We start from the raw sequence: 20,718 nt of genomic DNA on the forward strand, positions 1-20,718 counted from the left end.
CGCACGCTCCCGGGGCCCGGCCCGTCTCACTGCCAGGCGCCGATCACCTGCTCGGGGCCCCACACCAGGTCGATCGCCCGCGGGTCCGTGCCGGGAGCGATCCCGGACAGCGAGGCCACCACCAGGCCGGTGCCACCGTCCGGCGCGAACCCGGGCACCTGGGGGGCCGCCCGGAGCAGCGCCGCGAGGTCGTGTCCGTCGAAGGGCGAGTGCAGCCACTTGGTGGAGCCGACGAACGCGATCCGCCGCGCGACCGGGGCACGGTCGGCCCCGACCAGGTCGACCTCCGGGTCGAACTGCCGGTTCCACCAGCCTCCGACCGCCTCGACCTGTTCCCAGGGCAACGCCCCGTCCACGGCGGCGAGTTCGAGGGACTCCCGGACCAGCGGCTCGACGGCCCGGCCGCGCCAGGCCGTCCAACGGCGCTCCACCACCCGGAAGGCCGCCTCCGGGCGGCCCCGGCGGGCCTGGTCCTGCGCACTGCGCAGCACCGCCAGGTAGAGGCGCAGGTTGCTGTCGGCGATCCGGTGGAGGGCGGGTCTGCCGGGGCGGGTGGAGAGCGGCTCGTCCACGGCGAGGACGCGCTTCTCCTCGGCCAGGCGGCGCAGCAGCGGCGACAGCGAGCCCGAGGCCAGCGCGCCCTCGCGGCTGCCGGCCGTCGCGGCGATGTTGGCGTGCGTCCGGTCGCCGCCGCCGACGGCCTCCAGGACGCGGCGGGCCTGGTCCGGGGCCGGGAACTCGGCCAGCAGGGAGGACTCGGGCACCGAGAAGACCGGGGAGGCCGGGTCCGCGCACTCCTGTTCCAGGAAGGGCAGCGCGGGCACGGCGTGCGGCCAGGCCCGCAGGATGCCCGGCAGGCCGCCGGAGACCAGGTGCGCGTCGACCGCGTCGGCCGGGGCCAGGCCGAGGGCCTCGCCGGTCTCGGCGGGGTTCAGCGGCCCCAGCACCAGGTTGTCGGCCCGGCCGTAGAAGGGGCGGTCGTAGGCGGTGAGGCGCTCCATCATGTGCAGGTCGCTGCCGAGCAGGAGCAGCAGGACCGGGCGTTTCGCCAGGAGCCGGTCCCAGGCGGTCTGCAGAGCCCCGTCGAAGAGGCCGTCCTGCTCGGCGAGCCAGGGCACCTCGTCGAGCACCACGATCGACGGCCGGTCCGGAAGGGCCGCCGCCAGTATCCGGAACGCGTCCGGCCAGCTCCCGGCGGCGGCGGCGGGCACCAGGTCGGCGTCGCGCGGGAGCGGGGACTCCCGCAGGTCGGACAGGAAGCCGGCGACGGCCTCCACCGGGGAGGCGCCCTTGGTGGCGGTGGAGAACAGGTAGGGCACGGCCGCCCGGTCGCAGAACTCCTGGACCAGCCGGGACTTCCCGACCTGTCGGCGGCCCCTGATCGCCACCGCCGCGCCGGCCCCGGAGGCCGCGACCCGGTCGAGGCGCTTGCCCAGGAGGGCCAGTTCCGTCCTCCGGCCGACGAACGAGGGGACCACGCCGGACTCCGATCCGGTAGATGACATCTACGTAGACGCAATCTACCCGGTCCGGAGTCCGGAGGCGCGACCGGTCAGGCGCGGGCGCGGTGGGCCGCGATGAGGTCGGCGTAGCGGTGGCCGCTGGACTTCACGGTGCGGGTCTGGGTGGGGTAGTCGACGTGGACGAGGCCGAAGCGCTTGTCGTAGCCGTAGGCCCATTCGAAGTTGTCGAGGAGGGACCAGGCGAAGTAGCCGGCCAGGGGGGCGCCCTTGGCGACGGCGCGGGCGCAGGCGGCGAGGTGGGACTCGAGGTAGGCGGTGCGTTCGGGGTCGTCGACGCGGCCGTCGGCGGTGACGGTGTCGCGGTAGGCGGAGCCGTTCTCGGTCACGTAGATCTCGCGGACGCCGTAGTCCTCGGTGAGGCGGAGCAGCAGTTCCTCGATGCCGGGGGCGTGCACCTCCCAGTCCATGGCGGTGCGCTCGGGGTTGGGGCCGGGGACCTGGCGGAAGCCGGGGACGGGGCCGGTGGGGTCGTCGGCGACGATCTGGCGGAAGTAGTAGTTCAGGCCGACCCAGTCGAGCGGGGCCGCGATGAGTTCCAGGTCGCCGTCGCGGACCGGGAGTTCGACGCCGTACAGGTCGAGCATGTCCTGCGGGTAGCCGCGGCCGAGGACCGGGTCGAGCCACCAGCGGTTGATGTGGCCGTCGGCGCGGACGGCGGCCGCGAGGTCGGCGTCGGACTGCGAGGCGGGCTCGATGGTGGAGAGGTTGTTGACGATGCCGATCCGGGCGCCGGGGACGGCGGCGCGCAGCGCCTGCACGGCGAGGCCGTGGCCGAGGTGCAGGTGGTAGGAGGTGCGGACGGCGGCGGTGAGGTCGGTGACGCCGGGGGCCATCTTGCCCTCCAGGTGGCCGATCCAGGAGGAGCAGAGCGGCTCGTTGAGGGTGCACCAGTCGCGGACCCGGTCGCCGAGCCGCTCGGCGACCACGGCGGTGTACTCGGCGAAGCGCTCGGCGGTGGCGCGCTCGGGCCAGCCGCCGCGGTCCTGCTGGGCCTGCGGGAGGTCCCAGTGGTAGAGGGTGGGGAAGGGGGTGAGGCCGCGCTCCAGCATGCCGTCGACCAGGCGGTCGTAGAAGTCGAGGCCGGCCGCGTTGACCTTGCCGTCGGCCTGCGGGACGACCCGGGGCCAGGCGATCGAGAAGCGGTAGGCGTCCAGGCCGAGCGAGGCGGCCAGGTCGAGGTCCTGGGGCCAGCGGTGGTAGTGGTCGCAGGCGGTGTCGCCGGTGTCGCCGTTGTCGACCTTGCCGGGGGTGTGCGAGAAGGTGTCCCAGATCGACGGGGCCCGGCCGTCGGTGCTCGCGGCGCCCTCGATCTGGTAGGCGGCGGTGGCGGCGCCCCAGCGGAAGTTGGCCGGCAGCGCGTCGAGGTGGTTCACGGGGTGGTCCTTTCGAGGGTGGAGGGGTGTCCGGCCTGACGGGGCGTCACTTGACCGCGCCGGCGGTCAGACCGGCCACCAGGTAGCGCTGCAGCAGCAGGAATCCGGCGACCACGGGGAGGCTGACGACCAGCGAGGCGGCCATCACCTGGTTCCAGTACACGTCGGTCTGGGTGGCGTACCCCTGGAGCCCGACGGCCAGCGTGCGGGTCTGGTCGTTGGTCATGACGGAGGCGAACAGCACCTCGCCCCAGGCGGTCATGAAGGCGTACACGGCGACCGCGATGATGCCGGGCAGCGCGGCGGGGACGATGATCTGCACCAGGGTGCGGATCGGCCCGCAGCCGTCGACGGCGGCGGCCTCGTCGAGGTCGCGCGGGATGGAGTCCAGGTACCCGGCCAGCATCCAGATCGAGAACGGCAGCGAGAAGGTCAGGTAGGTGAGGATCAGTCCGCCGCGGCTGCCGTAGAGCGCGATGCCGGTGGAGTTGCCGATGTTGACGAAGATCAGGAACAGCGGCAGCAGGAACAGGATGCCGGGGAACATCTGGGTGGACAGCACCGTGATGGTGAAGACCTTCTTGCCGCGGAACCGGTAGCGGCTCACCGCGTACCCGGCCAGCAGCGCGATCAGCACCGACAGGCCGGTGGCGCTGCCCGCGACGATCAGCGAGTTGACGAAGTACTTCGCCAGCGGGACGGTCTTCCAGATGTCGAGGTAGGGCCGGAAGGTCAGGTGGCTGGGAATCCACCGCCACGGGCCCTGGACGTCCTGCAGCGGCTTGAGCGAGGAGCTCAGCATCACCGCGACCGGGGTGAGCGTGAAGACGGCCAGCACCAGCAGCACGATCCGGCGCAGCCAGCGGAAGGAGGCGGGCGGGTTGATCATTCTGCTTCCCCCCGGCGGCGGTTGGTGGCGACCAGGTAGACCGCGGTCACCAGCAGCAGGAACAGCAGCAGCAGGACCGACATCGCCGAGCCCTGGCCGAAGTTCCAGGTGATGAACGAGGACTGGTAGATGTGGATCGAGATCAGGTCGGCGGCCTGCGGGGCGGACTTGCCGAACAGCACGAACGGCGTGTTGAAGTCGTTGAAGGTCCACAGGAAGAGCACCAGCACCAGCACCAGGTTGACCGGGCGCAGCGAGGGCAGGGTGATCCGGCGGATCTGCTGCCAGACGCCGGCCCCGTCCAGGGCGGCGGCCTCGTAGAGCTCGCGCGGGATGTTCTGCAGGCCCGCGGTGAGGGTGAGGAAGGCGAACGGCCAGGACTTCCAGACCGAGACGATCAGCAGCGCCCAGAAGCTGTTGTCGCCGATCAGCCAGAACGGCTTGTCGTCGGTGAGGTGCAGCTGGTCGTGCAGCAGGTGGTTGATCAGGCCGGTGTCGCGCTGGAACATGAAGCTCCAGGTGATCACCGCGGCGAACACCGGCAGCGCGTACGGCAGCATGAAGGCGGCCCGCAGCAGGCCGCGGCCGCGGAAGGCGTCCTGGGTGAAGATCGAGGCGGCGACGCCGATCAGCCAGGACAGGCCGACCGAGCCGACGGTGAACAGGCAGGTCACCCAGAAGGAGTTGAGCAGCGCCTTGCCGATCGGGGCGTTGAACTCCAGCGCGACCGAGAAGTTGTCGAAGCCGGACCAGGGGGCGGCCGACCAGTCGCGGATGAAGAACTGGGTGAGCTGCTTGAAGGCCATCACGATGCCGGTGACCATCGGGACCAGGTGGATCAGCAGTTCGGCGAGCAGCGCCGGGAGCAGCAGCAGGTACGGGAGCGCGCCGCGGCCGGGCTTGTGGTGGCGGCGTCGCCGGGGGGCGGGGGCCGCCCCCTGCGGGGCGGCCTCCTGACCGGCGGTGCGGCGGTCGATCACTTTCTCGGGCACGTCAGCTCGCCGGCATCTGCTGCTGGGCCTTGGACAGTTCGTCCTTGACCGTGGCGTCGGTGATCGGCTTGCCCGCGGCGGCGGACGCCAGCAGGTTCTTCACGGCGGTGCCGATCAGGGTCTCGAACTGGCTCTCGCTGGGGACCTGCGGGAGCGGCGCGGCGCTCTTCTGCAGGACGCCCGCGAGGGTCTGCAGTTCGGGGGTGGCGAACTTCGGGTCGGACTGGGCGGCCTTGACCGGCGGCAGCGAGCCGTAGGTGCCGTTGAGGGTCTTCTGCTCCTCGTCGCTGGTCATGAACTTCACGAAGTTCAGGGCGCCGTCGAGGTTCTTGGTGTTCTTGAAGACCGCGAGGTTGATGCCGGCCACCATCGAGGTGGTGGCCTTGTCGCCGGTGGCGCCGGCGGCGGTCGGGACGGGGACGACGCCGTAGTCGTCCGGGTTCATGCCGTGCGACTTGAGGTTGGCGCCGGCGGACTGCCACATCAGCATGGCGGCCTTGCCGGTGGCGAAGTCGGTCACCGACTGGTTGGCGGCGTACTCGGCGTTGCCGGGCGCGGCGATCTTGTCGTTGGCGATGAAGTCGACGTACTGCTTGACGGCGGCGACGGCCTCCGGGCTGTCGAAGGCGGGCTTGCCCGCGGCGTCGTAGAAGCCGGTGCCGTGCTGCATGCCGAGGGTGAAGGCGTGGTGGACGTTCTCCGAGCCGTTGCCGCCCTCGATGGCGAGGCCGTAGCTGCCGCCGGTGGTGAGCTTCTTGCCGTCGGCGACCAGTTCGTCCCAGGTGGTGGGCGGGTTGGCGATGCCGGCCTGCTGGAAGAGCTTCTTGTTGTAGTAGAGGCCGTAGGCCATCGAGTACAGCGGGACGGCCGCCGGGTCCTTGCCCTTGGCGCCGGCCGAGGCGATGGTCGAGGCCAGGAAGCGGTCCTTGCCGCCGATCTTGTCGAAGGCGGCCTGGTCGAACGGGAGCAGCGCGCCGGTGGCCTGGAGCGAGGCGGACCAGGTGTTGCCGATGTTCAGCACGTCGGGGCCCTGTCCGGAGGCGGTGGCTGCCAGGATTCTGTTCAGCAGGTCGGACCAGGGGATGACCTCCAGGTTGACCTTGATACCGGTCTGCGCCTCGAACTTCTTCAGCTCGGGCTCCAGGACCTGCTTGTCGTTCTCCAGGCTGCTGCCCTGGTTGGACGCCCAGTAGGTCAAGGTCTTCGGGCTGGAGTTCGAGCTGCCGCCGGTGCTGTCGCCGCCACCGCAGGCGGTGGTGGTCAGCGCGATCGCGGCGGTCAGGGCGAGGGCGGCGGGAATCCGGTGGGTGCGCATGGAGGAGCCCCTCTCGGGCTGTCGTCTCGTGGGGGTGAAGCAGCAACGCCTGATGCTTACTTCACGCCGAGATTTAACGTCTGAGAAAAGTAGACGTCAAGAGCTTCGACGGCGTAGATTCTGCAACGGAGAAGGGGAGACCATGACACCGCGAGGCAAGCAGACCGTTCGCGACCTGCGCCGGAGCAGCCGCTCCACGCTCCTGCGACACCTGTACTTCCACGGTCCGCTGAGCCGCCAGGAACTCGGTACCGCCACCGGCCTGAGCGCCGGCTCGGTCAGCAACGTGACGGGCGAGTTGCTCGCCGACGGGCTGATCGAGGAGTGCGGCTCGGTCGACTCCGACGGCGGCCGCCCGCGCATCCTGCTCCGGGTCACCCCCGGCCAGGCGCACCTGGTCGGCATCGACATCGGCGAGACCCAGGTCCGGGTCACCCTGTTCGACCTGGCGCTCACCGAACTCGCCTCCGCCGACCAGCCGCTGGAGACCGCGCACGACCCCGAGCGGGTGGTCCGGATGATCGCCTCCGGCTTCGACCAGGTGCTCGACGCGGCCGGCGTCCCGGCCGGGAGCGTGCTCGGCATCGGGATAGGAGTCCCCGGCATCGTCGAGCAGGGCACCGGCGCCGACCCCGGCGCGGGCGTCGTCGTGCACGGCCAGACCTTCGGCTGGGACGCCGTCCCGTTCGGCCGGATGCTGCGCGAGCACACCCCGCTGCCGCTGTACGTCGACAACGGCGCCAAGACCCTCGGCCAGGCCGAGATGTGGTTCGGCGCCGGGCGCGGCAGCCGGCACGCCGTGGTCGCCCTGTTCGGCTCCGGCGTCGGCGCCTGCGTGATCGCCGACGGCGCCCGGTTCCGCGGCGCGACCAGCTCGGCCGGCGAGTGGGGCCACACCAAGGTGCACGTCGGCGGCCGGCGCTGCCGCTGCGGCTCGCGCGGCTGCCTGGAGGCGTACATCGGCGCCGAGGCGCTGGTCGAGCGCTGGGACGGCACCGTCCCCGGCACCAGCGAGAAGGCCGGGCTGGCCGCGCTGCTGCGGGCCGCCGAGGCCGGCGAGCCGGGCGCCGTCGCGCTGCTGGACGAGACCGCCGAGCTGCTCGGCGCGTCCATCGCCGACCTGGTCAACCTGTTCAACCCGGAGCGGATCGTGATCGGCGGCTGGGCCGGCCTGCTGCTCGGCCCGCGCCTGCTGCCCGCCGTCGAGGACGCCGCCACCCGCTACGCGCTCTCCTACCCGCGCTCGCGCACCAGCATCACGCTCTCCCACCTGGGGCCCGACGCGGTCACGCTGGGCGCCGCGACCCTGCCGCTCACCCACTTCCTGGAGTCCGGCGGCGAACTGCCCGAGCACCTGGCGGCGGCCGTCGGCTGACCCGCCGGGCCGCCGGGCCACCGACCGCCGGGCCTCCGGGCCGCACCGAGGACGGTTTGTGCCACGGCACAAACCGACCACCCTTTCTCCGTTCGGGTACCTAGTGGTCGGGTCGAGAATGGGAGTATGTATCTGGTTCACGCGAGATTGCGCGCGCCGGTCGGTCGAGGCGCTCCTCCCGACCTGGCGGAATTGGTCCGCTCCCACGCGGACCGCGCGGACGCCCTGGAGCACGTGAGCGTCCACCGGCCCGACCCCGGCGAGGTCACCGTCGGCGTCTTCAGCCTGCTGCCCACGCTCGCCGCGGCGGAGGACAGCGCCGCGGTCCTGCTGGACCGCGCCGTGGCCCGCTCCCCCGAACTGGCGGGCTTCACCGTGCTGTCGGTGGGGGCGGCCCTGGTGCCCGGACCCTGGTGGACGGCTTAGGCCAGTGCATGTTCCGTCCAGCCGACGGTGGTTCCCCCCGGGGGGCCGGGTGGCCCAGAGTGGAGGTGTCGGCGGGCGAGGACACGCCGGCCAGGAGCCCCGGGGGAATTCCCGGCGGACCGCTCCCCTACTTTCCCAGGAGAATTCCGTGTCGGTCACCCGCGTCTCCAAGCTGCTCTCCCTCTCCGCCGCCGCTTTCGCCGCACTCGCCCTTTTCGCCGCCCCGGCGGAATTCGCCGGGAACGTCGCCGACGGCCCCGCGCCGACCGCCACCGTCACCGCCGGCCCGTCCTCGACCCCGGCCCCGGTCGTCCAGCTGGGCGGCGACGTGACCTGGGGCGGCTGAGCCCACCGGCCCGCGGCAACCCGAGCATTCGCGATCACGGGGGTGATGACGATGGAGTTCCTGGTCCTGGGGGCCCTGGAGGCCCGCCACGACGGCGCCCTGGTGGACGTCCGGGGCATGCGGCAGCAGCGGCTGCTCGCCCTGCTGCTGCTGAACGCCAACCGGGCCGTCCCGATGGACTTCCTGGTCGACGAACTCTGGGAGGACCCGCCGCCCTCGGCCCGCCCCCAGGTGCACAACGCGATCCGGGACCTGCGCCGGGTGCTGACCACCGGCGAGTACCGGCTGGTCACGGTCGACGTCGGCTACCGGCTGGTGCTGCCGGAGGACGCCGTGGACGCGCACCGCTTCACCCGCAAGGTCCGGGAGGCCCGGGCCGCCGAACGGGACGGGCGGTTGGCCGAGGCGATCCGGCTGCTGCAGTCCGCGGTCGACCTGTGGCGCGGCGAGGCCTTCGCCGGCCTGCACTGCCCGGCGGTGACCAGCGCCGCCGTCAAGCTCAACGAGCAGCGGCTGACCGCGCTGGAGGACCTGATGGCGCTGCGCCTGAAGGTCGGCGAGACCTCCTCCCCGGTCGGCGAGCTGACCGCGCTGCTGGCCGAGTACCCGCTGCGCGACTCGCTGCGCCGCAGCCTGATGACGGCCCTGTGCCGCAGCGGCCGGCAGGCCGACGCGCTGGCCGTGTACGAGGAGGGCCGGCGCTTCCTCGCCGACGAACTGGGCCTGGAGCCGAGCCCGGCGCTGCGCGCGCTGCAGGCCGAGATCCTGGCCGACGCGCCGGGCGTGCACGCCGCCGTGGACCGGCCCGCCCCGGTCGGGCCGCCCGCGGGTGCGCGGGAGCCGCTCCCCGCCGGGCCCCGCCCGCCCGGCGGCGGCCCCAACTGCCTGCCGCACGACCTGCCGGACTTCACCGGCCGGGCCGCCGAGACCGCCCTGCTGCTGGACGCGGTCGGCCGCCGGACGCCGGGTGCCCCGCTGATGCTGGCGGTCGACGGCATGGGCGGCGTCGGCAAGACCACCCTCGCGGTCCGGCTCGCCCACCGGCTCACCCCGGACTTCCCGGACGGCCAGTTCTTCGTCGCGCTGGACGGCTACGACGAGTCCCGGCCGCCGGTGCCGCCGCTCCGGGCGCTGGCCGTGCTGCTGTGCGCCGACGGCGTCGCCCCCGACCTGCTGCCCGCCACCCTGGAGGAGCGCAGCGCGCTGTGGCGGGCCCGGCTGGCGGGCCGGCGCTGCCTGCTGGTGCTGGACGACGCGCTGGACAGCGCCCAGGTCCGCCCGCTGCTGCCGGGCGCCGGGGAGGCGCTGGTGCTGGTCACCGCCCGGCGCAAGCTCGGCGCGCTGGACGGGGCGGTCGCGCTGCCGCTGGACGTGCTGCCGCCCGGCGACGCGGTCGACCTGCTCGGCCGGGTGGCCGGGGAGGGCCGGGTGGCCCGGGAGCCGGACCGGGCCACCGAGGCGGCGGCGCTGTGCGGCTTCCTGCCGCTGGCGCTGCGGATCGCCGCGACCAAGCTGCGGGACCGGCCGGCCTGGCGGGTCGCCGACCTGGTGGCCCGGCTGGCCGACCCGGAGCGGCGGGCCCGCTGCCTGCGCACCGCGGACCGCGACCTGATGGCGCTGCTGCGCGGCTCGTACCAGTACCTGGACCGGGCGCAGCGGCGGTTCAGCCGGCTGATGAGCCGTCAGCCCGCGGGCCCCTTCGACCTGGACCGGGCGGCGGCGGTGACGGGGCTCAGCCCGGACGAGGCCGAGGGCTGCCTGGACGTGCTGTTCGAGAACAACCTGGTCCGGCAGGAGGGCTCCGAGCTGTTCTCCTTCCACAGCCTGGTCCGGGACTGCGCGCGGGCCCTGCCGGACCCGGCCGAACCGGAGCGGCCGGCCCCGCCCGCGGTCCTGGCGGAGGTGGTGGACCTGCGGGTTCCAGCCGCGCTCTAGCCGGGCGGCGTAACCTGCGCCGCCGGTGTTCGGGGTCGGGGCCGCGGAGCGCGATCCGGAACGCCTGAGTCAGGGAGTGGTTGCGCTGCGTCAGTAAGCTCGGATGCCGACGGGTCCTTACTGCCGCTGATCGAAACGGGGACCGATGCCATGCTGGACGCACTGGGGCTCGACACCGAGGCCGAGGCCATCTACCGCCGGATGCTCGCCGAGCCGCAGGCCGGGGTGGCCGTGCTGGCCCGGGCCCTGGGCCTCGCCGAGGAGCGGGTCCGCACCGGACTGGACCGGCTGAGCGAACTGGCCCTGGTGCAGCCGTCGGGCCGGGAGGGCATCGGGTTCCGGGCGATCGGACCGGAGACCGCGATGGAGGTGCTGCTGGCCCGTCAGCAGGCCGAACTGGCCGCCCAGCAGATGCGGGTGGAGGCGTCCCGGGCCGCGGCGGCGCAGCTGATCGCGGAGTGCTCGGCGTTCCGGCCGGCCGCCACCGACCCGGACTCGGAGCAGCTGATCGGGCCGGAGGCGATCCGGGACCGGCTGGCCGACCTGGCGGGCTCGGTCCGGCACGAGGTGGCGACCTTCGCCCCGGGCGGCGCCCACTCGGAGGAGGACCTGCGGGCCAGCCGGCAGCCCAACGCGGCGCTGCTGGCGCGCGGGGTGCAGATGCGCACCGTGTACCTGGACAGCGTCCGCAACCACCGGCCGACGCTGGACCACGTGACCTGGCTGAACCTGCAGGGCGGGCAGGTCCGCACCGTCCCCGAACTCCCCATCCGCATGATCATCTTCGATCGGCGGCAGGCCGTGCTGCCGATCGACACCGAGGACGCCCGGGCCGGCGCGGTGGTGCTGCGCGGCGCGGGCACGGTGGCCGCGCTGTGCGCCCTGTTCGAGGGCGTCTGGGGCGGGGCGGTGCCGGTCGGCGACACCCCGCAGTGCGCCGAGGACGAGATGCCGCCGCACGAGCTGGCGGTGCTCAAGATGCTCGCCCAGGGCCACACCGACGAGGCGATCGCCAAGCGGCTCGGCGTCTCGCCGCGCACCGCCCGCCGGTTCGCCGCCAACCTGATGGAACGCCTGGACGCCCGCAGCCGCTTCGAGGCCGGGGTGCACGCCGTCCAGGACGGCTGGCTCCCCGCCTCGCGCTGACCGCGGGCGTCCGCCGACGGGCCGTCAGGCCGCCGCCGGGGTGCGGCGCTTCTCCCAGCGGTCCGCCAGCAGCAGCGCCAGCGCGGGCAGCAGGGTCACCGTGTACACCCCGAGCAGCCAGCCGAAGGAGTGCGCGAACGCGGCCGGCACCATGCCGTGGTGCGCCTTCGCGGAGTCGGTGAGCACCACCGTCACCACCGCGATGGCCAGCGCGCCGCCGATCCGCTGGGTCAGGTTGAGCTGCGAGGAGGCGTCCGGGATGGACTGCTGGCGGATCGACTGGAAGGCCCGGGTCATCGTCGGGACGATGGTCAGGCCGGTGCCCAGGCCGCGCACCACCAGGCTGCCGCAGAGCAGCAGGTAGGAGGTCTGCCCGGTCAGCCCGGTCAGCGGGGCGGTGGCCAGCATGGTCAGGCCGATGCCGATCAGCACCGTCGCGCCGCCGCCGATCTTCCGCAGCAGCACCCGGGACAGCCAGGCCGCCGCCACCACGCCCAGGCCGCCGACCGACATCAGCAGGCCGGTGGTGACCGCGGACTCGCCGCGGGCGACCTCGAAGTACAGCGGGATCAGCATCATCGGCGAGTACAGCACGAAGCCCAGGCCGAAGATGTTCACCGCCGCCGCCGCGTACACCGGGTTGCGGAACAGCCGCAGGTCGAGCAGCGGGTGACGGGCCTTCAGCTGGCGCACCACGAACACCGCGCCGCCGACCACCGCCAGGCCGAGCGGCACCAGCAGCGCCGCCGTGGCGGTCGCCCCGTGCCGGGCGTACTCGTGGATCGCCAGCACCGTGCAGACCGTGGTGGTCGCCGAGGAGACCAGGCCCAGCAGGTCCAGCGGCCGGGCCCCGCCCGCCGCCGGGGCGTCGCCGCGCACCCAGCGGAGCGCGGCGGCCACCAGCAGGACGCAGTACGGGATGTTCACCGCGTACACCGCGGACCAGCCGCCCCAGGAGACCAGCAGGCCGCCGATGGTCGGGCCGAGCAGCGGGCCGATCAGCATCACCGAGCCGTTCAGGCCCTGCACCTTGGCCAGGTGCTCGCGCGGCACGCCGCGGGTCAGCAGGATGGTGGAGACCGGGGTGAGCACGCCGGCCGCGGCGCCGGAGATGCCGCGGGCCGCGATCAGCTGGTCCAGCGACTGGGCGGCGGCGCAGCCCAGCGAGCCCAGCGCGAACAGGCCGGCCGCGGCGACGAACACCCGCTTGGTGCCGAACCGGTTGGCCAGCCAGCCGGTCGCGGGCATCACGGCCGCCAGCGCCAGCAGGTAGGCCGTCACCACCCACTGGACCTGCTCCAGGCCGCCGAACCGGGCGGTGGTGTCCTCCATCGAGACGTTGACGATGGTGGTGTCGAGCAGCGCGATGAACCCGCCCGCGACGGCCACCGCCATGGTGACGATCGCGGACTTCGACGGGGCGCCGCCGTCCGCCTGCGGCGGGGCCCCGGTCGGGGTGTCGGCGGGCGCGGGCCCGGGGCGCTCGTCGACGGCGACGGCGGCGGGCCCGGCGGCGGCCTCGGCTGCCTCGACGGTCTCGGCGGCGGCGGGCTTCGCGGTGGCGGGCTTGGTCTTGGCGGCGGGCTTCGCCGTGGCCGTCTTGGCTGTGGCGGGCTTCGCCGTGGCGGTCTTGGCGGCGGCGGGCTTGGCGGTGGCGGTCTTGGCGTTGGCGGCGGCGGGCTTGCGTGCCGGGGCCGGCTTGCGGCGGGCCTTGCCCTTGGCCGCGTTCACCGTGGTGCGGGCGGGTGTGGTGGGCATCTTCGCAGGTCCTTCATCAGCGGGGAGGAGGGGTGCGCGGGTTCAGTCGGCCGCGAGCAGGGCGTGTTCGATCCGGTCCAGCACGGCCTCGGCGGCCGGGCGGGCATCGGGCCGGTTGCGGCAGGACAGGGTGAGTTCGGTCCGGTCGCCGATCCGGCAGGTGCTGAGGAACATCTCGGCGTACGGAACGAGCATCGGCAGGGTGTAGTACTCGGTGGGGCGGAAGTCCTCGGTGCGGTACAGCCCGGGGTCGACCCGGCCGTGGTCGGTCAGGATCGCGGTGCAGGGGAACCGGCTGCCGTCCAGCTCCCGGGCCTCCCGGAGCGAGTTGGCGAACGGGTTGTTGCGCAGGAAGTCCCGTTCCAGGGCGGCGACTTCGCGCTTGCGCAGCATCGCGGAGAGCAGTTGGCCGTGCAGCCGGTTCCAGCGGTCCTCGCGGTGCAGGTCGAGCACCAGCTGGGAGGTCAGGTTGGCGGTGGAGCGCACCTCGGGGTCGTGCCGGCGCAGGTCGACGGGGACGATCAGCCGGCCCGCGTCGGCGGCCAGCAGCTCGGAGACGGCGGCCCCGATCCGGGAGGTGGCCGCGGACGGGGTGGCGGCCACCGAGCGGCGGACCCAGAGCGCGGTGCCGTCGGCCGGGCCCTGCCCGAGGATCGCCGGCCAGCCGGGGACCCGGGGCGGGACGGGCGCCGCCGGGACGGGGGCGGCGGCGGTCCGGAAGTGGGTGTCGTCCACGGTGGAGCCGGCGCCGACCGGGTCCTCGCCGCGCAGGGCGCGGAACAGGTCCTCGATCCAGTACCGCAGGCCGCGGCCGTCGGTGACGATGTGGCTGGCCCGCACCACCAGGCGGGTCACCACCGGGCCGGTGGCGAGGCCGAGTTCGCAGACCGGGCCGGCCACCACGTCCAGGTCGCGGTGGAAGAACGGGTGGTCGAAGTCGACGTCGCCGGGCAGCTCGGTGACCGGCGGCAGGGCGTCGTCGTCGGCCCGCCAGTTCGCGCCCCGGCGGCGGACCGCGAGGCCGGGGTTGGCGGCGGTGGCCGTCCGCACCGCGGCGGTGAGGGCGGCGCGGTCGATCCGGCCCTCGCCCTCGATCACCATCTGGATCAGCTGCGCGGTGCCGGTGGCGTTGGCGTTCAGGTAGCCGCGCTCGATCTGCGAGATCCGGCGGGTGTAGACGCGGGCGGGCGCGACGGCCCCGGCGGCGGCTCCGGCGGCGGCTTCTGCGGTGGCGGTGGGCGGGGTCATGCGGCGGGCTCCAGGGTGAGGGCGGCGGTGCGGACGGCCGGGGCGGCCTGGTCGGGCCGCCACCACCAGCGCACCGGGGCGGGCGCGTCGACGGCGAGGGCCAGTTGCAGCCCGCCGCCGAGATCGGCGGAGCGCACCAGGTAGCCGGTGTTGGTGCGACGCCAGCCCGGCGCCCAGGCGGGCAGCCGGACACCGGCGAAGGTCTCCTTGCGCAGGTGCGAGGCCTTGATCAGCGCCTCGCACTCGGCGAAGTCCCGCATGGTCGCGGGCTCGCCGTCCGGACGGCCGAGCAGTTCGCCCAGCCACCGCATCGCGGCTGGCCGGTCCCGGTGGTCCTGCAGGTCCACCCCGACGGCCCGGCCGGACGCCAGCACCACCGTCGAGTACTCCGCGCAGTGTGCCACCGAGGCGGTCAGCCCGAGCTGCGGCACGCTCCACCGCCGGTGCTCGTCCCGCCCCAGCTCACGGGGCGTCAGCCGGACACCGTGCAGCTGCGCCACCGCCTCGGTGATCAGCCACCGCCCGGCGTCGTTCAGCCGGTTCCCCATCCGGTCCCGCGGCAGCCGCGAGTGCCGGGTCAGCAGACAGTCCACCACCGGCCCGGAGACCGCGACGGCGGACCCGACGGCCGACGGCGCGGAGCGCTCGGCGGACCGGACGGCCGACGGCGCCGGACGGGCGGCGGACGCGGCACCGGCCGCTCCCCCGGGCGCGTCCCCGGCCGAGCCGACCAGTCGGGCCGTCAACCGCCGCGCGGCGTACCGCACCCCGGCCGACCGGCGACCGGGAGCCGCCGGCCCCGGGTCGGCGAGCGCGAGCACCGGCCCGAGCCCGAGCGACCACCCGGCCACCAGCAGCCCGCCCGCGTCACGCCCGCCGGCACTCCGCCGACCGTCCGTCGGCAGAGCCGGTCCGACCGTCCGCAGGGTGTTCATCAGGCCCTCGCGTCGAACACCGCGGCGGCGTAGGAGCCGCCGTAGGCGAAGCTGGAGAGCAGCAGGCGGCCGGCCGGGGTCTCGCCGGCGAGGGCGGCGACCAGGCCGAGGGCGCCGGCCGAGCCGTAGGTCTCGCCGAGCAGGGCCTTGGGGGTGCGGGTGGGGCGGTCGGCGAGGCCGGCGAGGGCGAGGGCGCGGGACTGGGCGAGGTCGACCAGGCGGTAGCCGGAGGCGGCGGAGACCACGGTGTCGATCTGCCCGGGAGTGCTGTCGGCCTCGGCGAGGGCGCCGCGCAGGGCGCGGGACCAGGCGGCGCCGTCGCGGCCGATCCGGCCGATCCCGGCGGCCTCGCCGGAGGCCCCGAAGCCGCGGACGTCGGCGAGGACGTTCGCGCCGCGGGCCGCGGCGGAGGACTCGGACTCCAGCAGGATCGCGGCGGCGCCCTCGGAGAGGACGGTGCCGGTGCCGCCGCCGGGGACGACGTGCGGGGTCTTCGCGTAGCCGGGCAGCCGGGCCTGGGTGGCCAGGGCCTGCTCGGGGAACTCGTCGGCGACCACGACCATGATCCGGTCGGCCATGCCGCGGGCGATGACCCGGGCGGCGAGCTGGAGCGCGAGGACGGAGCTGGTCCCGCCGTTGGCGATGGTGGCGGTGTAGCCGCGGTAGCGGTGCAGCATGGCGACGTGCCCGGCCGCGGCGTTGACCACGGTGTTGGCGAACATCGCCGGGTTGGCGCCGGTGATGCCCTGTTCCAGCACGCCGCGGTGGAAGTTGAGCACCGAGGTGACGGGGCCGTAGCCGGTGGCGAAGACGATGCCGGTGCCCTCGGCCTCGGCCCGGGAGGGCTTGCCGTGCCGCTCGTAGAGGTCGCCGACGGCGCCGGCGGCCAGGATGCCGAGCGGGTCCATCCGGCGGGCCTTGCTGGGGTTGAGGCGTTTGGTGACGGCCTTGACGTCGATCCGGCCGATCGGGCGCTCGCCGACGCCGTCGACCTGCTCCAGCAGGTCGTAGCCGACCCGGCCCGCGGCGAGCGCGGCGGTCAGTTCGGCGGTGGACCCGGCCGAGCCGGCCAGGCCGGCCGCGCCGGTGACCACGACGTGCTGGACGGGCTGCGTGCGCCGGGCCGAACGGGCGGGCCGGCCGGGCTTGTTGAGGACGACGGTGGCGTTGTTGCCGCCGAACGCGAAGGAGTTGGAGGCGACCACCTCGAGCGGCGCGGGCCGCCCGTTGTCCGGGACGATGTCCAGGCCGAACGGGGAGGCGGTGCCCCGGGTGTTGACGGTCGGCGGGATGACGCCGCGGTCGATGGCCAGGGTGGAGACGATCGCCTCGACCGCGCCGGCCGCGCCCAGGGTGTGGCCGAGCATCGACTTGGTGGAGCTGGCGGGCGGCAGGTCGGCGCCGAACAGCAGCTTCACGGCCTTGGGTTCGGACACGTCGTTGGCGGGGGTGCCGGTGCCGTGCAGGTTGACGTAGTCGACGTCCTCCGGCGCGAGTCCGGCGGTCTCCAGGGCCTGCGCCATCGCGGCGGCGGCGCCCTTGCCGCTGGGGTCGGGGGCGGTCTGGTGGTAGCCGTCGCAGGAGAGGCCGTAGCCGCCGAGTTCGGCGAGCGCGGTGGCCCCGCGGGCGGCGGCCCGTTCGACGGACTCCAGGACCATGAAGCCGGCGCCCTCGCCGAGGGTGAGCCCGGTGGAGGCGGACATCGGCGCGCACGGCTCGGGGTCGAGCGCGCCGAGGGCGGAGAAGCCGTAGGCGGAGAGTTCGGCCAGCGGGTCGACGCCGCCGCAGATGACGTGGTCGACCTCGCCCTTCCAGAGCAGTTCGGCCGCGTAGCCGAGGGCGACGGCGCTCGCCGCGCAGGCGTTGGAGAGCACGATCCGCGGGCCGCGGAGGTCGAACTCGGCGGCGATGTAGTCGCCCACGCAGGGGAGTTGGGAGGCGGCCGCGGCGACGGCGTCCAGCTTGCCGTCCTTGACCAGGTCGCGGTGGACGCTCTCCAGGGTGGGCATCGCGCCGAGGCTGGAGCCGACCACCACGGCGACCCGGTCGCGGTCCACGGTGTCCAGGTCGAGGCCGGAGGTGCGCAGTGCCTCGCGGATCGCGGTGGCGGCGAGGGCGTAGCAGCGGTCGAGGTCGGCGGGCTGCTCGGCGGTGACCATGCCGGCCCAGTCGGTGAGCAGCTCGGTGGTGTCGAACAGGGTGTTGGTCTTGATGCCGGAGACGCCCTGGGAGATGGCGGCCCAGCTCTTCTCGGTGTCGTCGCCGGCGCCGGTGATCAGGCCGAGTCCGGTCAGCGCGATGCGCTCGGTCGTGGTGTGGGTCATCAGTGGATCCGGGTGGTGAGCGAGCGGGCGATGACGCGGGGCTGGGTGACGGTGCGCAGCGGGGCGACGGTGCCGTCGGCGGTGGTGGTCTCCAGCTCCAGGCCGGGCACCCAGAACGGGGCGTCCAGCAGGGCGACGGCGAGTTCCTCGTCGGCGTTGGCGGACGGGGCCTGCCAGACCAGGGTGCCGACCTGCTGCCCGCCGGCGGTGACCGGGGTGCCGGCGGCGAGGGCGGTGCCGGCGGGGGCGGCGACGGCGGTGATCCGGGCGGTCTCCGCGGTGGGCTTGACCAGGTCCTCGGAGCCCTGGAACTCGCCGATCCGGTTCCAGTCGACCATCCAGGCCAGGTCGGCCTCGTGCACCGGCAGGCCGGCGAAGCCCGCGGTGTAGACGGCCATGCCCGCCTCGGCCTGGACCCGGGCCAGGCCCTGCTCGCCGATCTCGGCGCCGCCCTCGGCCTCGACGGCCTCGACGGCGGCGGCGTGGCCGGCCTCCGGGGCGTTGGAGAGCAGCAGGTAGCCGTACTCGCCGGTGGTGCCGACCCGGGCGAGGTGGGCGAGCGCGGCGGGCTCCTCGGCGATGGCGGCCTCGGTGACGCCGTGGAGGGTGAGGCCGGAGATGTCGAAGTCGACGAACTTCGCGGCGGCGGCCCAGGCGTGCGGGCCCTCGAAGGCGCTGGCGCCCCAGCCCTCGGGGGCGATCTCGACGGTGGCGTCGGCGGGGGTGTCGAGGGCTGCCAGGTAGCCGGTCAGCTCCTCGGCGGTGACGGGGGTGCGGGGCAGCAGCCAGGAGTCGTCGCCGATCTCGAAGTGCAGCAGGATCGCGAACGGCGAGCCGTCGGCGTTCAGCGCCAGGGCCTCGCGGACGCTGTCCGGCTCGACGTACTCGCTGGACTTGGCGAGGAAGAGGTCGAGGAACTCGTAGCGGTCGCCGCCGGAGACCCGGACCAGCGGGGCGGTGATCCGGTAGGCGCCGATGGCGGTGCGGACGGTGGTGTAGTCGTCCTGGGCGGTGCGGGCGGGGGCGGTGGTCATGGCGGTTCGGTTTCCTTCCGGGGCGGGGTGACGGGGCGTCAGATCGCGGGTGCGGGGTGCACGGAGAGCTGCCAGGCGGCCTCGGTGGCGGCGGCGGCGCAACCGACCAGCAGTCCGGCGGAGGTGGTGCGCAGGACGATCTCCTGGGTGCCGGCCGGGCCGGCGGGGGCGAGGTGCAGCCAGTGGCCGCTGCCGAGCCGGATCGCGGCGGCGGCGGCCCAGACCTGGCGGAAGTCGCCGGTCGAGAGTGCGCGGCGCCGTCCGGCGGAGTCGATCACCACGGCGGTGTCGGCCGGGGCGTCGGGGGTGAGCCAGAGGACGGTCTCCTCGTCGGCGCCGGGGGCCTGGATGTCGATCCGGACCGGTTCGGCGGCCTGCTCGGGGGCGGTGACCTCCCAGCTGATCCGCTGCTGCGGGGCGGCCAGGCCGAGCGGGTGCTTCTGCTCCCACTCGGGGTCGGCGGCGACGCCCCAGCCGAGGCCGGTGGCGGGGCTGTGCCGGTGGTGCTCGCGGGTGACCCAGGCGCCGGCGGTCCAGTGCGGGTTGCAGCCGAAGGCGCGGCTGCGGGGGGCGGGGCTGCGCAGGACCTTGGCGCCGTTCTCGGTCCAGCCGGTGATGCCGCCGGCGGCGGCCTTCACGGTCAGTTTCCGCTGCCCGTCGGCGGGTTGCGCCGGCTCGGGGGTGCGGGCGGTGCGGGCGGGGCGGTCGGCGCCGGCGCGGAGCTCGGTGCGCAGCCGGGCGGTGCCGTCGGCGTCGGGTTCCAGGTGGCGTTCGACCAGGGTGGCGGTGATCAGCCGGACGGGGTGTCCGGCGGGGAGCAGGACCCGGTGGGCGCCGTCGGTCCAGGCGAGCGTGGAGCCGGCGGGGGCGGTCTGTGCGGCCGCGACCACCTCGGAGGCGTCGCGGACGCCGAGGCCGGTGCCGATCGGGTGCTGCCGGGCGGTGCCGTCGGGGTCGGTGAGGGTGAAGTCGCCCTGGCGGAGTCCGACGGTCTGGAACATCCGGCCGGGGCGGGTGGTGAACTCGAAGTCCTGGCCGAGGACTCCGTCGTGCAGGGTGAGGGTGCCGGTGACCCGGTTGCCGCCGGCCCGCTCGGTGACCCGGACGCCGTGCTCGACGGGGGTGATCTCCAGGTCGCGGGCCTGGCCCTCGCGCCAGCCGGCCGAGCGGTCGGCCTCGGCGCTGGGCCAGGTGGAGACGAACACCGGCCCGTGGTGGCCCTCGGCGTGCACGGTGAGGGTGCCTTCGGCGGCGTCCAGCTCGGCGGTGAGGCCCCGGTCGCCGAAGCGGTGGGCGGTGGCCGGGCCGGGGGTGCGGATCTCGTAGGGCGGTTCGGCGATCCGCAGGTCCCGGGTAGTGCCGGCCGGGTCGGTGAGGGCCGCCGCCAGCATCAGGCCGCGGTCCACGTCGATGGTGGCGGTGAGCTGGAACTCGCCGAGGGCCAGAGCGTAGGCGACGGTCCGGATTCCGTCCAGCACCCGTACGTCGGACCGGAGTTCGCCGTCCCGGCCGTCGGTGACGTTGCCGAAGCTGCTGAGCCGGCCGAGCGCCGCGACGGCCTCGGGGCCGAGGTCGTGGAAGACGCTGCGCAGGATCAGCGGGATGTAGTTGTGCAGTTCGACGTTGCCGTCCTCGCCGGGGACGGTCTCGCCGACGGAGACGCAGCCGACCCGCCGGTAGAGCTTGAAGGCGACGGTGTTGGCGGGGTTGACGGTGAGTCGGAGCACCAGGCAGCCGCAGCGCATCATCCATTCGACGGCTTCGGTGAACAGCCGTCCGGTGATGACGCCGTTGCGGTAGGCCGGGGCGACGAAGAACATGTCGGCGATGAGTTCGCCGGCCCGGGCGGAGCGGCGTCCGGTGCTGTGGAACAGCCCGAACGTGCCGACCACCCGGCCGTCGTCGGCGGCGATCAGGAACGTCGCGGTGTCGCGCTCGGCGAGTTCGCGTTCCAGTTCCTCGCCGGTGATCCCGCCCGCCACCGGGTTGGGGTTGTCGCGGTGACGGTTGTAGAGCTCGGCGATGTCATGCGCGTCGCCCTCCTGGTACGGGCGGATCGTGATGGACATTCCACACCTCCTTGTCTGCTACTGGTGGGC

General features: G+C 74.3%; 16 protein-coding genes. 5 read left to right on the top strand and 11 right to left on the bottom strand.

Annotated features, from left to right (window positions below):
* Positions 1 to 26: 26 nt before the first annotated feature.
* Genes ACIQBJ_RS08930 through ACIQBJ_RS08950 form a run of 5 tightly spaced genes read right to left on the bottom strand, consistent with a single transcriptional unit; the run spans position 27 to position 6,092 of the window.
* Entirely contained in the window at positions 27 to 1,505 is a 1,479-nt protein-coding gene (locus ACIQBJ_RS08930) for an ATP-binding protein (RefSeq protein WP_400705989.1), read from the bottom strand.
* A gap of 47 nt (positions 1,506 to 1,552) precedes the next feature.
* Positions 1,553 to 2,896, bottom strand: a complete 1,344-nt coding sequence (locus ACIQBJ_RS08935; protein ID WP_400705992.1) for a GH1 family beta-glucosidase — start codon at positions 2,894 to 2,896, stop codon at positions 1,553 to 1,555.
* 46 nt (positions 2,897 to 2,942) lie between these two features.
* Positions 2,943 to 3,785 (bottom strand): carbohydrate ABC transporter permease, encoded by an 843-nt coding sequence (locus ACIQBJ_RS08940; protein ID WP_400705995.1) that lies wholly within the window; start codon positions 3,783 to 3,785, stop codon positions 2,943 to 2,945.
* The gene (locus ACIQBJ_RS08945) at positions 3,782 to 4,765 is read right to left on the bottom strand and encodes a carbohydrate ABC transporter permease (RefSeq protein ID WP_400708099.1); all 984 of its coding nucleotides are present in this window, start codon (positions 4,763 to 4,765) and stop codon (positions 3,782 to 3,784) included. The genes ACIQBJ_RS08940 and ACIQBJ_RS08945 overlap by 4 nt, the downstream gene beginning before the upstream one ends.
* 13 nt (positions 4,766 to 4,778) lie before the next feature.
* Positions 4,779 to 6,092, bottom strand: a complete 1,314-nt coding sequence (locus ACIQBJ_RS08950; RefSeq protein ID WP_400705998.1) for an ABC transporter substrate-binding protein — start codon at positions 6,090 to 6,092, stop codon at positions 4,779 to 4,781.
* Between the two features lie 142 nt (positions 6,093 to 6,234).
* Between ACIQBJ_RS08950 and ACIQBJ_RS08955 the strand changes: the two genes are divergently transcribed.
* The 5 genes from ACIQBJ_RS08955 to ACIQBJ_RS08975 all read left to right on the top strand — a co-directional run bounded on the left by ACIQBJ_RS08955 (position 6,235) and on the right by ACIQBJ_RS08975 (position 11,320).
* Positions 6,235 to 7,467, top strand: coding sequence for an ROK family protein (locus tag ACIQBJ_RS08955; protein WP_400706001.1), 1,233 nt, complete (start codon positions 6,235 to 6,237; stop codon positions 7,465 to 7,467).
* 192 nt (positions 7,468 to 7,659) lie between these two features.
* Positions 7,660 to 7,893 (top strand): hypothetical protein, encoded by a 234-nt coding sequence (locus tag ACIQBJ_RS08960; RefSeq protein WP_400706004.1) that lies wholly within the window; start codon positions 7,660 to 7,662, stop codon positions 7,891 to 7,893.
* Positions 7,894 to 8,041: 148 nt separating this feature from the next.
* Entirely contained in the window at positions 8,042 to 8,239 is a 198-nt protein-coding gene (locus ACIQBJ_RS08965) for a hypothetical protein (RefSeq protein ID WP_400706007.1), read from the top strand.
* A gap of 45 nt (positions 8,240 to 8,284) precedes the next feature.
* Positions 8,285 to 10,174 carry a BTAD domain-containing putative transcriptional regulator gene (locus ACIQBJ_RS08970; protein WP_400706010.1) on the top strand — a complete coding sequence of 630 codons (1,890 nt, stop codon included), beginning with the start codon at positions 8,285 to 8,287 and terminating at the stop codon, positions 10,172 to 10,174.
* 150 nt (positions 10,175 to 10,324) lie between these two features.
* On the top strand, positions 10,325 to 11,320 hold the full coding sequence (locus ACIQBJ_RS08975) for a LuxR C-terminal-related transcriptional regulator (RefSeq protein WP_400706013.1): 996 nt from the start codon (positions 10,325 to 10,327) through the stop codon (positions 11,318 to 11,320).
* Positions 11,321 to 11,344: 24 nt separating this feature from the next.
* Here the strand turns inward: ACIQBJ_RS08975 and ACIQBJ_RS08980 are convergent, their stop codons facing one another.
* Genes ACIQBJ_RS08980 through ACIQBJ_RS09005 form a run of 6 tightly spaced genes read right to left on the bottom strand, consistent with a single transcriptional unit; the run spans position 11,345 to position 20,688 of the window.
* Positions 11,345 to 13,078 carry a DHA2 family efflux MFS transporter permease subunit gene (locus ACIQBJ_RS08980; RefSeq protein WP_400706016.1) on the bottom strand — a complete coding sequence of 578 codons (1,734 nt, stop codon included), beginning with the start codon at positions 13,076 to 13,078 and terminating at the stop codon, positions 11,345 to 11,347.
* 42 nt (positions 13,079 to 13,120) lie between these two features.
* Entirely contained in the window at positions 13,121 to 14,326 is a 1,206-nt protein-coding gene (locus ACIQBJ_RS08985; protein ID WP_400706019.1) for a hypothetical protein, read from the bottom strand.
* Positions 14,323 to 15,261, bottom strand: a complete 939-nt coding sequence (locus tag ACIQBJ_RS08990; protein WP_400706022.1) for a hypothetical protein — start codon at positions 15,259 to 15,261, stop codon at positions 14,323 to 14,325. The genes ACIQBJ_RS08985 and ACIQBJ_RS08990 overlap by 4 nt, the downstream gene beginning before the upstream one ends.
* Positions 15,261 to 17,585 carry a beta-ketoacyl synthase N-terminal-like domain-containing protein gene (locus ACIQBJ_RS08995; protein ID WP_400706025.1) on the bottom strand — a complete coding sequence of 775 codons (2,325 nt, stop codon included), beginning with the start codon at positions 17,583 to 17,585 and terminating at the stop codon, positions 15,261 to 15,263. Before ACIQBJ_RS08995 ends, ACIQBJ_RS08990 begins: the two co-directional genes overlap by 1 nt.
* Positions 17,585 to 18,619, bottom strand: coding sequence for an aminomethyl transferase family protein (locus tag ACIQBJ_RS09000; RefSeq protein WP_400706028.1), 1,035 nt, complete (start codon positions 18,617 to 18,619; stop codon positions 17,585 to 17,587). The genes ACIQBJ_RS08995 and ACIQBJ_RS09000 overlap by 1 nt, the downstream gene beginning before the upstream one ends.
* Positions 18,620 to 18,657: 38 nt before the next feature.
* Positions 18,658 to 20,688 carry a GNAT family N-acetyltransferase gene (locus ACIQBJ_RS09005; RefSeq protein ID WP_400706031.1) on the bottom strand — a complete coding sequence of 677 codons (2,031 nt, stop codon included), beginning with the start codon at positions 20,686 to 20,688 and terminating at the stop codon, positions 18,658 to 18,660.
* Between the last annotated feature and the right edge of the window lie 30 nt (positions 20,689 to 20,718).

The organism is Kitasatospora sp. NPDC088391 (assembly GCF_044753345.1).
In the GTDB taxonomy this organism is placed as follows: domain Bacteria; phylum Actinomycetota; class Actinomycetes; order Streptomycetales; family Streptomycetaceae; genus Kitasatospora.